General features: G+C 69.8%; 12 protein-coding genes and 1 pseudogene. 8 read left to right on the top strand and 5 right to left on the bottom strand.

Annotated features, from left to right (window positions below):
- A pseudogene (locus FCN22_RS22965) lies at positions 1 to 137 on the top strand (IS30 family transposase); the annotation flags it as partial.
- Between the two features lie 75 nt (positions 138 to 212).
- Here FCN22_RS22965 and FCN22_RS15020 read toward each other — a convergent pair.
- Complete coding sequence (locus FCN22_RS15020; protein WP_238384760.1) at positions 213 to 1,073, bottom strand: serine protein kinase RIO; 861 nt, start codon at positions 1,071 to 1,073, stop codon at positions 213 to 215.
- A 251-nt stretch (positions 1,074 to 1,324) separates the two neighbouring features.
- Between FCN22_RS15020 and FCN22_RS15025 the strand changes: the two genes are divergently transcribed.
- The 3 genes from FCN22_RS15025 to FCN22_RS15035 all read left to right on the top strand — a co-directional run bounded on the left by FCN22_RS15025 (position 1,325) and on the right by FCN22_RS15035 (position 4,307).
- Entirely contained in the window at positions 1,325 to 2,521 is a 1,197-nt protein-coding gene (locus FCN22_RS15025; RefSeq protein ID WP_137122376.1) for an acyl-CoA dehydrogenase family protein, read from the top strand.
- A 90-nt stretch (positions 2,522 to 2,611) separates the two neighbouring features.
- Positions 2,612 to 3,136, top strand: a complete 525-nt coding sequence (locus FCN22_RS15030; RefSeq protein ID WP_238384761.1) for a YflT domain-containing protein — start codon at positions 2,612 to 2,614, stop codon at positions 3,134 to 3,136.
- 265 nt (positions 3,137 to 3,401) lie between these two features.
- Complete coding sequence (locus FCN22_RS15035) at positions 3,402 to 4,307, top strand: trypsin-like serine peptidase (RefSeq protein ID WP_202911604.1); 906 nt, start codon at positions 3,402 to 3,404, stop codon at positions 4,305 to 4,307.
- An 82-nt stretch (positions 4,308 to 4,389) separates the two neighbouring features.
- Here FCN22_RS15035 and FCN22_RS15040 read toward each other — a convergent pair whose 3' ends face one another.
- Positions 4,390 to 5,892: an aminopeptidase P family protein gene (locus FCN22_RS15040; RefSeq protein ID WP_137122377.1), complete on the bottom strand. Its 1,503-nt coding sequence runs from the start codon at positions 5,890 to 5,892 to the stop codon at positions 4,390 to 4,392.
- 134 nt (positions 5,893 to 6,026) lie between these two features.
- Here FCN22_RS15040 and FCN22_RS15045 point away from each other — a divergent pair, with 134 nt between their 5' ends.
- Complete coding sequence (locus FCN22_RS15045; RefSeq protein ID WP_137122378.1) at positions 6,027 to 7,481, top strand: threonine/serine exporter family protein; 1,455 nt, start codon at positions 6,027 to 6,029, stop codon at positions 7,479 to 7,481.
- A gap of 97 nt (positions 7,482 to 7,578) precedes the next feature.
- On the opposite strand, the gene FCN22_RS21635 is transcribed toward FCN22_RS15045, so the two are convergent.
- The gene (locus FCN22_RS21635; RefSeq protein ID WP_162308226.1) at positions 7,579 to 8,274 is read right to left on the bottom strand and encodes a hypothetical protein; all 696 of its coding nucleotides are present in this window, start codon (positions 8,272 to 8,274) and stop codon (positions 7,579 to 7,581) included.
- 204 nt (positions 8,275 to 8,478) lie between these two features.
- Here FCN22_RS21635 and FCN22_RS15060 point away from each other — a divergent pair, with 204 nt between their 5' ends.
- Positions 8,479 to 8,997, top strand: a complete 519-nt coding sequence (locus FCN22_RS15060; protein ID WP_137122381.1) for a MaoC family dehydratase — start codon at positions 8,479 to 8,481, stop codon at positions 8,995 to 8,997.
- A 43-nt stretch (positions 8,998 to 9,040) separates the two neighbouring features.
- On the opposite strand, the gene FCN22_RS15065 is transcribed toward FCN22_RS15060, so the two are convergent.
- Positions 9,041 to 9,688 (bottom strand): hypothetical protein, encoded by a 648-nt coding sequence (locus FCN22_RS15065; protein ID WP_137122382.1) that lies wholly within the window; start codon positions 9,686 to 9,688, stop codon positions 9,041 to 9,043.
- A 237-nt stretch (positions 9,689 to 9,925) separates the two neighbouring features.
- On the opposite strand from FCN22_RS15065, the gene FCN22_RS15070 reads away from it, so the two are divergent.
- Together FCN22_RS15070 and FCN22_RS15075 are read left to right on the top strand one after the other, a co-directional pair.
- Entirely contained in the window at positions 9,926 to 10,798 is an 873-nt protein-coding gene (locus FCN22_RS15070; protein ID WP_238384762.1) for a RecB family exonuclease, read from the top strand.
- A gap of 83 nt (positions 10,799 to 10,881) precedes the next feature.
- Positions 10,882 to 11,661 carry a ParA family protein gene (locus tag FCN22_RS15075; protein ID WP_137122383.1) on the top strand — a complete coding sequence of 260 codons (780 nt, stop codon included), beginning with the start codon at positions 10,882 to 10,884 and terminating at the stop codon, positions 11,659 to 11,661.
- A 33-nt stretch (positions 11,662 to 11,694) separates the two neighbouring features.
- On the opposite strand, the gene FCN22_RS15080 is transcribed toward FCN22_RS15075, so the two are convergent.
- Entirely contained in the window at positions 11,695 to 13,194 is a 1,500-nt protein-coding gene (locus FCN22_RS15080; protein ID WP_137122384.1) for a DEAD/DEAH box helicase, read from the bottom strand.
- Positions 13,195 to 13,379 lie beyond the last annotated feature (185 nt).

Below are 13,379 nucleotides of genomic sequence, written 5' to 3' on the forward strand. Positions count from 1 at the left end.
CGGGCTACCTGGATATGGTCGCCGCCGAGCTCAACGACCGGCCCCGCAAACGCCTCGGCTGGCGCACCCCCGCCGAAGCCCTCGACCAACTACTGTCGGAACAGTCAGATCCACACGGTGTTGCACCCACCGCTTGAATCCGCCGACCGAAACCTCACGATGATTCCTCACGAGCGCTGCGGCGAGGGGGTGCGGCACGAGGGGCAGGGTGGTCACCAGCGGGAGACGGCGACGGCCATCAGGTCGCTGAACAGCTCGTCACCGTCGACGGCGAGCCCGCGGCTGGAGAACCACGCGCACATGGTGCGGCAGTCGCGTTGCAGGAAGTCCTGGCCCGACGGGTTGCCGATGACGTCCACGATCTGCGGCCAGTCGATGAGCACCAGCCGATCGTCGTCCAGCAGCACGTTGTATGCCGACAGGTCGCCGTGCGTCCAGCCGTGCAGTGCCAGTGTGGTCATCGTCTCGCGAAGCTGCTCGAACAGGTCGGCGAGCAGCTCCGGCTCGGGCCGGGTCTGGGCCAGCCGCGGCGCCGCCCCCTCCTCGCCTCCGATGAACTCCATCAGCAGCTCGGTGCCGTCCATCTGCACCGGGTAGGGGACCGGGAGGTCGAGCGCCCAGAGCTGCCCCAGGGCCTCGAACTCGGCAAAGGCCCACTGCGCGGAGATGAGCTGCTTGCCGTAGTCGGTGCGCCGGGCCATCGCACGGCTCTCACGGCTCTTGCGGACCCGGCGCCCCTCGAGGTAGCCGGCGTCGCGGTGGAAGAGACGGTGGTCGCCGGAGCGAAACCGCTTGGCGGCCATCAGGACGTCGCGGTCCGGCCGGCCGGGCACCCAACGGTGCACGACGTGGACGTCGGCCTCCTTGCCCGTCTTGAGCACGCCGAGGTCGAGGTCGACGGCGCCGAGCTCGGTGACGACCCAGTCGGGTCGGGGCTTCGGCCCGTGTTGCGCACCGTCCCAGGTGGACCAGCGCTCTCCCTCGGGCGGGCCGTCGGGGAGGCTGTCGAAGGCAAAGCCCTCGCGGTGCAGGTCAGTCGAGAGCCGGGTCAGCTCTCCGAACGAGTGAGACACGATGAGACTCCAGGTGTGAGGAGGAGGGGGCGCGGTGGGCACCCACGACAGTTGTGGACATGTCGGGCCTCCCTGGAGTCAGGACGCAGCCGGGTGCCGCGTCGTCACCAGCACAGGATGGGGTCTTCGCGCGGCCGTCCGCAACGGGTTTTCCAGCGGGTGCGGTGGTGGGCCTCACATGCCGTAACCCTGTCGCGGAGGGTGAGCGGTCGGCATACTCGCCCCAACGTCCTGACGCGAAGGCGGCACCCATGGCACGACTGCAGCACACCGAGGGCCTGACCGACGAGCAGTCCGAGCTGCTCGCGCTGGTGCGGGAGTTCGTCGACGAGCAGATCCTGCCGGTCGCGAACGAGCTCGAGCACGCCGACGAGTACCCGGCGAACATCGTCGAGGGCATGAAGCAAATGGGGATCTTCGGGTTGATGATCCCCGAGGAGTATGGCGGGCTGGGCGAGTCCCTGTTGACCTACGCACTGTGCGTCGAGGAGATCGCGCGCGGCTGGATGAGCGTGAGCGGCATCATCAACACCCACTTCATCGTGGCGTGGATGTTGTTGCAACACGGGACGATCGAGCAACAGGAGAGGTATCTGCCGCGGATGGCCACCGGCGAGGTGCGCGGCGCGTTCTCCATGTCGGAGCCCGGGTGCGGCTCGGACGTCAGCGCCATCCGCACGAAGGCGGTGGCGGACGGTGGGGGCGGCTGGACGATCGACGGGCAGAAGATGTGGCTGACCAACGGGGGGTCGTCCACGCTGGTCGCGGTGCTGACCAAGACGGACCGCGGCGAGGAGTCGGTCTACAAGAACATGACGACCTTCCTGGTGGAGAAGGAGCCGGGCTTCGGCGAGGTCGAACCCGGGCTGACCGTGCCGGGCAAGATCGAGAAGATGGGCTACAAGGGGGTCGACACGACCGAGCTGGTCTTCGACGGCTACCGGACCACCGACGCGCAGGTCCTCGGGGGCGCGCCGGGGCGCGGCTTCTACCAGATGATGGACGGCGTCGAGGTGGGCCGGGTCAACGTCGCGGCGCGGGCCTGCGGGGTGGCCGTGCGGGCGTTCGAGCTCGGCATCTCCTACGCCCAGCAGCGGGAGACCTTCGGCAAGCCCATCGCCCAGCACCAGGCCGTGATGTTCCGGCTGGCCGACATGGCGACCAAGGTCGAGGCGGCGCACCAGATGATGGTCCGCGCCGCTCGGGTCAAGGACGGTGGCGCGCGGAACGACCTCGAGGCGGGGATGGCGAAGTACCTCGCGTCGGAGTACTGCGCCGAGGTCGTCGAGGACTCGTTCCGGATCCACGGCGGCTACGGCTACTCCAAGGAGTACGAGATCGAGCGGCTCTACCGGGAGGCGCCGATGCTGCTCATCGGCGAGGGCACGGCCGACATCCAGCGGATGATCATCGGTCGCCGGCTGCTGGAGGACTACGGCCTCGGCTAGCGTCGACGACCGGTGGCACACCTCGCGGCGCGCGACCACGGGCGCTGACGCGTTTGGCGCTCTGACCCGGTGGGATGGGACAATGCAGGCATGAGCTCGCAACCTGGCATGCCACGCGGGATGGGACCGGGACGGATGACCGCCCTCACCCTGGACTACCCGATGTCCCTGGGCGTCTACGACAAGTACGACGACGCGCAGAAGGCCGTGGACTTCCTGTCCGACCACGAGTTCCCCGTGCAGAACTGCATGATCGTGGGCACCGAGCTCAAGCAGGTCGAGCGGGTCACCGGCCGGCTCACGCGGGGGCGGGTGGCCCTCGGCGGCGCGCTCTCCGGTGTGTGGCTGGGTCTGTTCGTCGGGCTCATCTTCGCGCTCTTCGGCAACAACAACGAGATGTTGGCCACGGTGCTCTCGACCGTGATCTTCGGTGCGATCTTCGGCCTGGTCTGGGCGCTGCTCGGCTATGCCGCGACGCAGGGCAAGCGCGACTTCACCTCGGTCAGCCAGGTGGTCGCCACCAAGTACGAGGTGCTGGTCGAGCACAAGCTCGCGCAGAAGGCCCGTGAGCTGCTGGCCCACCTGCCCGGTTCGGGGCCCTCCCTCACCCACTGAGCGGGACGTGCCCTCACCACTGGGCGGCACGTGATGGCCCCTGGTCGAGGGTCAATTCTTGGTCGGAATCTCGTCATCCGAGGGTATGGCGAGGGGCCCAGTGCACCTCTTTGCCTCCGAATGCCCCCGATCGCCCCTCGTTGGTGGTGCAGGTCAGGCCGCGGTGAGTCTGGCGGGCGCGGTGCCCCTGTCATAGCGTCACGGCGGCCGCATCCTCGCGGCCCGGGCCCTGACCGGTCCCGACCTCCACCCGAAGAGGACCCCCATGAAGGTCACCACCGTCCGCATCGCCCTGACCGGGGCGGCGTTGCTGGTCTCGGCTGCGGTCGCCGCTCCCGCCCAGGCAGCCATCCCGACCGACCACGGGAACAGCTCCGGTGTCGCCAGTCACTCGGCCGCCCTGAGCAAGGCGGAGCAGCACCGGATCGCCGACTACTGGACCGCCGACCGGATGAGAAACGCGAAGCCCATCGAGGCGCGATACGGCATCTCCGCAAAGGGAAAGCCCGGCGCCACCTCGTCGGGCAAGGCCGTCGAGGTGCCCACGCAGCCCGAGCTGGGCAAGGTCTTCTTCACCATGGGTGGCTCCAACTACGTCTGTTCGGGCACCTCCACCGGCAGCAGCAACGGTGACGTGGTCACGACGGCGGGGCACTGCGTCAACGAGGGACCGGGGGCGTTCGTGACCAACTTCGCCTTCGTGCCGGCCTACCTCGACGGCCAGGCCCCCTACGGCAAGTGGACGGCGAACACGCTGCTCACCACGGACGGTTGGGCCCAGCAGGGGGACTTCGACGTGGACACCGGCTTCGCCGTGATGAACGAGCTCGGTGGCAAGAGCCTGAACGACGTGGTCGGCTCCTACCCCATCGCCTTCAACCTCGCGCGCGGCCTGACCTACGACGCCTACGGCTACCCGGCCGCCCAGCGCTACGACGGCCAGGAGCTGTGGAAGTGCACCGGCTCGGTCAGGGACGACACGTGGGGGACCAGCACCGACCAAGCTCTGCCCTGCACCATGACCGGCGGGTCGTCGGGCGGGGGCTGGATCACCGGCGGCAAGCTGAACTCGATCAACTCCTTCGGCTACCAGGGCCTCAAGGACACGATGTTCGGTCCCTACTTCGGTAGCGCGATCCAAGCCGTCTACAGCCAGGCGTCGACCCGCTGACGCATCGACCCTTCCGACTGTTGCGGCGGGGTGGGTCCGTCGACGGACCCACCCCGCCGCAACGACGATGAGGTCGAAGGGTTCAGCCCTGCTGGATCCGGCGGATCCACGCCTCGACGTCGTCCGCGGTGCGGGGGATGTCGGCGGAGAGGTTGTCGTGGCCGTCGGCCGTCACCAGCACGTCGTCCTCGATCCGCACGCCGATGCCGCGTAGCTCCTGCGGGACGAGCTCGTCGTCGGCCTTGAAGTAGAGGCCCGGCTCGACCGTGAGGATCATGCCGGGACGCAGCTCGGCGTCCATGTAGTCCTCCTTGCGAGCCAGTGCGCAGTCGTGCACGTCGATGCCGAGGTGGTGGCTGGTGCCGTGCACCATCCAGCGGCGGTGGTACTGCCCATGCTCCTTGTCGAGCGTGGCCTCGACGTCGACGCCCTCGGGCAACAGACCCCACTCGTGGAGGTGCTCGGCGATCACCCGGATGGCGGCGGCGTGCACGTCGGAGAACTTGTTGCCCGGCTTGACCGCGGCGATGCCGGCCTCCTGCGCGGCGAGTACGGCCTCGTAGACCTTGCGCTGGGCGTCGGTGTAGGTGCCGCTGACCGGCAGGGTGCGCGTGATGTCGGCGGTGAACAGCGAGTCCACCTCGACCCCAGCGTCGAGCAGGAGCAGGTCGCCCTCGTTGACGTCGCCGGTGTTCTTGATCCAGTGCAGCGTGTTGGCGTGGTCGCCCGAGGCGCAGATCGAGTCATAGCCGATGCCGTTGCCGGCGTGCCGCGCGTGCAGGCCGAAGACACCCTCGACCCAGCGCTCGCCGCGGCCCCGCCGCACCGCTTCGGGAAGGTCGGCGACCACGGCGTCGAAGCCGTCAGAGGTCGCCGCCACCGCGAGGCGCATCTGCTCGATCTCCCACTCGTCCTTGACGAGTCGCAGGGTGGACAGGAACGCCGCGAGCTCGTCGTCTGCGGCCTCGACCTGCTCGGTCTCGCTGGCTTCGTCGGTCTCCGACGCCGAGGCGCGCACGGTGTCAAGCTTCTCGGTCAGATCGCGGTCGGCATCGCGAACGACCCGGATGGTGAGCGAACCAGCATCCTTCGCGACGGCATCCGCGTACTCGTCGATGTGCCGCGCGGTGAGGCCCAGCTCCGCCTCGATGTCCTCGATGCTGGGCCGGGCGCCGACCCAGAACTCCCCGTAGCGGGAGTCGGCGAAGAACTCCTCGGTGTCGCGACCCGCCAACGGGCGGAAGTACAGGATGGCGTCGTGGCCGCCGTCGCGCGGTTCGAGCACCAGCACGGCGTCCGGCTCCCGGTCACCGCCCAGCCCGGTCAGGTGGGCGAAGGCGGAGTGGGGGCGGAAGACGTAGTCGCAGTCGTTGCTGCGGACCTTGAGGCCGCCGGCGGGGACCACGATCCGCTCGCCCGCGAACCGGTCGGACAGCGCCTGGCGACGTGCCGCGGCATACGAAGCCACCTCTGCACGCTCCGGCGTCGTGGTCCGGCGCGGCGCCCAACCGGAGGACACGAAGGTGCGGAAGGCCGCGGAGGAGGGACGGCTACGGTGCTCGGGCTTCTTCTGTTCTTCGCTCACCGCTCCATCGTCGCACGTGCCCACGGCGGCCCAGCACCTGCCGTCGAGCGTGCCGAAGCCCCATCGACGGCGTGCTGACGCGCCCACCCCACCCCGAGGTTGAAGATCAAGTGCGCGGGCGTCAGGCTGTCGTCGTGTCGAGTCCCAAGCACCTGCCCCGCGCCGGACGTCCCTCACCCGCGGCGGCTCGAGCCCTCCGGGACCGGGCCCAGCGCGCAGTCCGCTCGAGCTCGCCGCCCACCACGATCATCGCGGTGAGCGCTGGTGGCGACGCGATCGACGAACGCAAGGGCCGCGCCGTCATCGACCTGGCGCTACGCATGGGCGAGTCGATGCTGTCGACCGGCGCGTCCGCGTCCGACGTGACCGCGACCGTGCTGCGGATGGTGGACGCCTACGGCCTGCGCTCGTGCCACGTCGACATCGCCTTCACCTCGATCACCGTCTCCTACCACCGCGGCGTCGAGCACGATCCGATGACCGTGATGCGCATCGTCAAGGTGCGCACGGCCGACTACACCCGCCTCGAGAAGCTGCACGACCTGGTCCGTGAGATCACGAAGGGCCTGCTGGCCGTCGACGAAGCCAGGTCCCGGCTGGACGAGGTCATCCGCGCGCCCCATCCCTACCGGCGCTGGCTGGTCACCGGCTCGTTGGCCGCCCTCGCCGCCGGCGTCGCCGCGTTGTTCGGCGCGGGCGTCATCATGATGCTCATCAGCGCGGTCGCGACGGCGCTGATCGACCGGACGCAGCGTTGGCTCGCGCACCGGGGGATCTCGGCGTTCTTCAGCCAGGCCGTCGGGGCCGCCATCCCCACGGTCTTCGCGGTGCTGTTGTATGCCCTGCAGTCGCACGGCGTCTCGGTGCCGAGCGGGCTGTCGCCGTCGCTGGTCGTGGTCTCCGGCATCGTCGTGTTGTTGTCGGGAATGTCGGTCGTGGGCGCCGCCCAGGACGCGATCGACGGCTACTACCTCACCGCCGCCGCGCGCACCTTCGAGGTGGTCACGCTGACCGTCGGGATCGTGGTGGGCATCACCGTGACGCTCGCCGCGGCCCAGCACGCCGGCGTGACGATGCACCTGTCCACCTCGGCCCCGTTGAGCGGCAACCGGGTGGTGCTTCTCGTCGCGTCGATCGTCATCGCCGCCGCCTTCAGCCTGTCGGCCTACACCGGCCTGCGCGCCACTGGCGTCGCGGCGGGTGTCGGCGGGATGGCTTGGCTGCTCTACTCGTTCGCCGTCGACCTGCACCTTGGCATGCCGTCCGCGAGCGCGGTCGCGGCGCTCGCCATCGGTGTGCTCTCGCAGGTGTTGTCCCGGCAGCTGCGGATCCCCGCTCTGGCGCTCAGCTCGGCCGGCATCATCCCGCTGGTCCCCGGGTTCACCGTCTACCGAGGGTTGTTCGAGCTCGTGCAGCGCCCGGACAGCCTGGGGACGGGGCTGTCCACGCTGCTGTCGGCGGCCGGGATCGGTCTCGGCCTGGCGGCCGGGGTCTCGATGGGCACCTTCCTGGCGCGGCCGATCCTGCACGAGCTGGACCGGGGGCAGCAACGCGCCCTGCAACGGGCCCGGGCCGACGCCCGCGAGTAGGCAGGAATTGTCCCCGGTCCGTCGGTGCAAGCGAGGAGCCCGTCCCCTCCTGGTGACGGGACGGGCTCCTGTGCCCGGCAGGTGATGACGCTCGGTGTCAGCGCCAGGTCCAGGAGCTGATGACCTCGCCCAGGGCCTTGTCGGCGGTGCTCGCCGACTTCGGGTGGTTGGTCAGCGTGATGATGTAGACCGTGCCCTTGTGGGAGAGGAACCACTGGGTCTGCGACTGGGTGTTCTTCCTGTCGTGCTTGGTGTAGCCGTTGGCGCTCTCGCCGCCGATCTTGCGTTGGGGCTGCATCTTGACGACGTCGCCCTGCTCCTTGTACTTCTTCGCACTCTGCTCGGCGGGCAGCTTGGTGTCGCTCAGGCCGAGCTTGATGCTGGCCACGTTGATGTTGGTCAGTGTGCCGTTCGACGGCTTGCCGTCGGCGATGGCCAGCTCGATGATCTTCATGTCACCGATCTTCTTCCCGATGTCCTGCCATCCCTTCGGCATCGTCACCTGGAACTGCTTCTTCTTGGCCAGGATGACGTTCTTGCCGGTGGCCGGCTTCGAGGGCTTCTGCGTCGGCGTCCCCGGCGCGGCCGACGGGGTCTTCGGCGCGGAAGTCGTGGTGGGCGCTGCCGTCTCCGGGGCGGACGGCGTCTGCGCCGGGGTGCTGGGCGCCACGGAGGCCGTGTCGCTCGGGGCGCTGACGCTCGGGGCATCGTTGCTGCCGCATGCCGTGAGCATGAGGGCAGTGACGGCGGTCGCGGACAGCGCCAGCGCAGGCCGGCCGAGTCGGTTGAGCATGCGGGATCTTCCTAACGTCGTGATGGGCGTGGTTCGGACGTCGATGTCCATGCGTGCGTTCCCCAGTTCCCCCTGCGCCCAGCTGCGTGTTGCGAAGGTGACCAACCGCACACGGAGGTGCCCTGTCGGCATACCCGCGGGTCCGGCAGCATGACCGCCAGGATCACGCCAGCAGAACCACGTCAGGACCGAAGGAGCGCCCCCATGCAGTTCGGCCGAAGCTACGAGGAGTTCGAGGTGGGTGCAGTCTACCGACACTGGCCGGGCAAGACGGTCACGGAGTATGACGACCACCTCTTCTGCCTGCTCACGATGAACCACCACCCGCTGCACCTCGACGCCCACTACGCGGGGGAGAGCACCCAGTTCGGTCGGAACGTGGTCGTCGGCAACTACGTCTACTCCTTGCTGCTCGGTATGTCGGTCGCGGACGTGAGCGGCAAGGCGATCGCCAACCTGGAGGTCGAGTCGCTGCGACACGTCGCGCCGACCTTCCACGGTGACACGCTCTATGGCGAGACGACGGTGCTCGGCAAGTGGGAGTCGACCTCGAAGGACGACCGCGGCATCGTGCACGTCGAGACCACCGGCTACAAGCAGGACGGCACGGTGGTGTGCGTCTTCCGCCGGAAGGTCATGGTGCCCAAGCGGAGCTACCTCGCGGCACGCGGCGGTGAGCAGCCCGCGCGCCCGGACCCGGCGCGGTCGCCCGCGTCCGACTGACCGGGTGCAGGCGCCGCGGCGGCGTGCCGCTGCGGCGCGGGCGTCAGTACCGGGGAGCAGAGCGGGCGGCGTAGTAGTCGCTGGACTCCCTGCGCCACAACAGGAACAGAATCGCGAGCGCGAGCAGGACCATGATGATGTTGACGACGGTGCCCACACCGGTCGAGGTGGACCGGGTCAGGCTGACAAGGGTCAGCAGGACGTTGAGGCCGCCGAGGACCGTCGCGACGATGCGGGCCCAGGACCGTCCGGCCTGGTTCTTGCGCGCCATCCAGATCCACAGCCCGATCCCGATGAGGGCAGTCACGACACCGATGATGATGCCGCCGGTCACGAGCGAATCCACCACCGACGGGTCCACCTTCTTGCCCTGTTTGCGGAGCGAGTCCTCGACCGCGGCACGCATGTCACCTGTGGACAGCAGGGACGTGATCAGGCCGATGAGGCTGATCAGGGCCCCGACGTACATCAGCTTCACCGCGGTGGTGATCGAGGAGGGCGGTGTCGCCGTGGGCGCCGGCTCCGTCGGTCCCCCTGACACGTCGGGCATGCTCTGGTAGCCGCCGTAGGGCTCACCCGGCGGGGGCGGCGGAGCCTGACCGTAGGGGGTGCCCTCTGGCGGCGGAGCCTGACCGTAGGGGTTGTCGGGCCGCTCGGGGTCGTCCGGGCCGTGCGGGCTGCCGTTGCTCATCAGGACATGGCCTTTCCTGGTTCGGGCGGAGGGTCAGGACCTCTCCACCTCAGGCTGTCACGGACGCAGGTGGCTTTCCACCGGCCACGCGGACCTTTGCCGGACCCGGGTCCTCGGCCCGGGGCGAGCGTGGGTGGCTGGACCTGTCCGTGATGGTCATGGCCTGGCCAGCGGGTTGCCGCGCCGATGTCGACAGGGGGACCCGCTTCTGTCAGGGCTGGCAGCTACGGTCGTGGGGTGAGTGGGAGCGGTCCGGTGGGGCAGGCGCCGGTGCAGGAGCAGTTCGGTGGCATGCCGAGGCCGCTCTTTCCCGCGAGCCCCAGCAAGCTGCTCACCTGGCTGGACTGCCCGCGGCGCTACCGGATGTCCTACCTCGACCGGCCGAGGCCCGAGAGCCGCGCCCAACGTGCGCACACGTCCCTCGGCATCGCGACGCACAACGCGCTGCGCGACTGGTGGGACCTGCCGCTCGCGCGGCGCACCCCGGCCGGTGGCGCCGAGCTGGTGCGGCAGAACTGGATCGACGTGGGCTTCCGCGACCCCGACCACTCGAGGCGCTGGCGCGAGCGCACCCAGCAGGACGTCGCGCGCTACCTGGAGGGTGTCGACCCGGCGGACGAACCGCGCGCGACCGAGCGCACCGTGGCCTTCAAGACCGGCACGTTGACCCTGCAGGGACGCATCGACCGACTGGATGAGCGCGACGGCGAGGTGGTGGTCGTGGACTACAAGACGAGCCGGCGGCCCTCGACCGAGGAGGATGCGCGCACCTCGCTGTCGCTCGCCCTGTATGCCGTCGCGGCGGCTCGAATGTTTCGTATGCCGTGCGCGCGGGTGGAGCTGCACCACATCCCCTCCGGTGAGGTCGTGTCCCACCGGCACACGCAGGAGTCGCTGGCCCACAAGCTGCGCGAGGCCGAGTCGATCGCGCGGGACGCGCAGCGTGCCGACGGGGAGTTTCGCGAGATCGGGATCGAGTCAACGCTGTTCGCGCCTCGCACTTCGCCGTTGTGCGCCTGGTGCGACTACCGCCAGCACTGTCTCGAGGGGCAGCGAGTGGGACCCGAGAAGTCCTCCTGGGCAGCGCTGGAGGGCGACGAGTCGAGCTGACGGGCCGGACTGACAGACTGGCCCGTGCCGACCACGGCGGGCGAGCCGCCGTGGCGCGACGAGGCTGGAACGGGGTCGGGAGCGTGGTGGAGCAACAGGACGGCCGGGCTCGGGTGGTGGCCGTCGCCAACCAGAAGGGCGGCGTGGCCAAGACGACGTCGGTCGCCTCCCTCGGGGCCGCCTTCGCCGAGCTGGGACAACGCGTGCTGCTCGTCGACCTCGACGCCCAGGCCTGCCTGACCTTCAGCCTCGGCACGGACGCCGACGAGGTCGTCTCCAGCATCAACGAGGTGCTGGTGGGTCGCCTCGACGCCGCCGAGGCAGTGCTCGAGGTGAGCGAGGGCCTCGACCTGCTCCCGAGCACGATCGAGCTGGCCGGTGCCGAGGCGGCGCTGTTGACCCGGCCGGGCCGCGAATACGTGCTGCGCTCGGCGCTGGAGCCGCTCTTGCCGCGCTACGACCAGGTGCTGCTCGACTGCTCGCCCTCGCTCGGGGTGCTCACGCTGGCTGCGCTCACCGCCGCCGACGGGCTGGTGATCCCGATGCCGTGCGAGATGCTCAGCCATCGAGGTGTGGGGCAGCTCCTGGACACCGTGGCCGACGTGCGCCACATCCTCAACCCCGGCCTGACCGTGCTGGGCATCCTGCCCACGCTGTTCGACGGGCGCAGCAACCACGCCCGGGCGGTGCTCGCCGACGTGGGCGAGCGCTACGACCTGCCGGTGCTGTCGCCGCCGATCCCACGGACCGTGCGGTTCGCCGAGTCACCCGCGCTCGGCCGTTCGATCCTCAGCTCCGCTCCACGTTCCAAAGGGGCGCAGGCCTACCGCGAGGTCGCCAAGGCCCTGCTCGGCGCGACCTGAGCCGCGCCGAGCGGCGCCGAGCGCGGTGGTGGGTCAGGCCTGCTCGCGGGCCGCAGTGGCGGCGCTGGTGCTGCCACCGCGGGTGCGGCGGCGGTTGCGCTTGCGGCGGGGCCGGTCGTCCTCACGGCGGGCGGTGCCGCCGTTGTCGTGCCGCGACCCGCTCGCGCCGTCGCGACCGCCCGAGCGGGACCCGCCCGACCGGCCGTCGCGGGACCGGGCCGGGCCGGGGTGACCACCATGCTTGCCGGTCTCACCGAGGTCCTCGACCTCCTCTGCCTCGAGGCCGGCCCGCGTGCGGGCGGACCGGGGCAGGCGACCCGTGGCAGTCGTGGGGATCTCGAGTTCGGCGTAGAGGTGCTCGGAGGAGCTGTAGGTCTCCAGCGGGTCCGGGATCCCGAGGTCGAGGGCCTTGTTGATCAGACCCCACCGCGGGATGTCGTCCCAGTCGACGAAGGTGACCGCGATGCCGGTGTTGCCGGCGCGCGCGGTGCGGCCGATCCGGTGCAGGTAGGTCTTCTCGTCGTCCGGGCACTGGTAGTTGACCACGTGGGTGACGTTGTCGACGTCGATGCCGCGGGCGGCGACGTCGGTGGCCACCAGGATGTCGACCTTGCCCTTGCGAAACGCCCGCAGGGCCTGCTCGCGGGCGCCCTGGCCGAGGTCGCCGTGGATGGGAGCGGCCGCGAAGCCGCGGTCCACGAGCTCGTCGGACACCTTGGCCGCGGTGCGCTTGGTGCGGCTGAAGATGATGGTCAGGCCGCGGTTCTTGGCCTGCAGCATCCGCGCGAGCATCTCGACCTTGTCCATCGCGTGGGCGCGGTAGACGAACTGCTCGACCGCCTTGACGGTGCGCCGGTCGCTGCCGTCCTCCTCCATCGCCCGGATGTGGGTCGGCTGCGTCATGTAGCGACGGGCCAGGGCCACGACGGCGCCGGGCATCGTCGCTGACCACAACATGGTCTGCCGGGATGCGGGGGTCAGGGCCAGCAGCTTCTCGACGTCCGGCAGGAAGCCGAGGTCGAGCATCTCGTCGGCCTCGTCGAGGACGACGGTCTTGGCGTGGGACAGGTCGAGGTGACCCTGCTTGGCCAGGTCGATCAGCCGGCCCGGTGTGCCGACGACGACCTCGACGCCACGCTGCAGCGCCTCGACCTGCGGCTCGTAGGCACGACCGCCGTAGACGGTGAGGACGCGGGCGCCGCGCCTCTTGCCGGCGCGCTCGATGTCGCCGGCGACCTGCACGGCGAGCTCACGGGTCGGCGCCACGGCGAGCGCCTGCGGCTTGCCGGGGTTGGCGAGTGCCGCGAAACCGGCGTCGCTCGGGGTCACGACGCGCTGCAGGATCGGCACACCGAAGCCGAGCGTCTTGCCCGTGCCGGTCTTGGCCTGGCCGATGATGTCGTGGCCGTCGAGGGCCACCGGGAGGGTCATCGACTGGATGGGAAAGGGGTGGATGATTCCCGCGTCGCCAAGCGCGGCGACGATGTCGGGGTGGACGCCGAAATCGGCAAAGGTCTGTTGGGCCTGGTCCATGTACTTCTCTCGATCGGGCGGGGGCACACACGCACCGACGATCGCGATGATCGACGAGACGGGCCGCACCTGCGTGAAGCGGGCCGATCGGAGTTCTTCATTTCTGGCCACCCCGAGGGCGGGTCAGACGTCCTACCACATGCCATGTGTGGCCGACCGGTCACCGTATGTCGGGTCCAGTCTAC

Origin of the sequence: Segeticoccus rhizosphaerae, assembly GCF_005222685.1 — a bacterium.
GTDB lineage: Bacteria > Actinomycetota > Actinomycetes > Actinomycetales > Dermatophilaceae > Segeticoccus > Segeticoccus rhizosphaerae.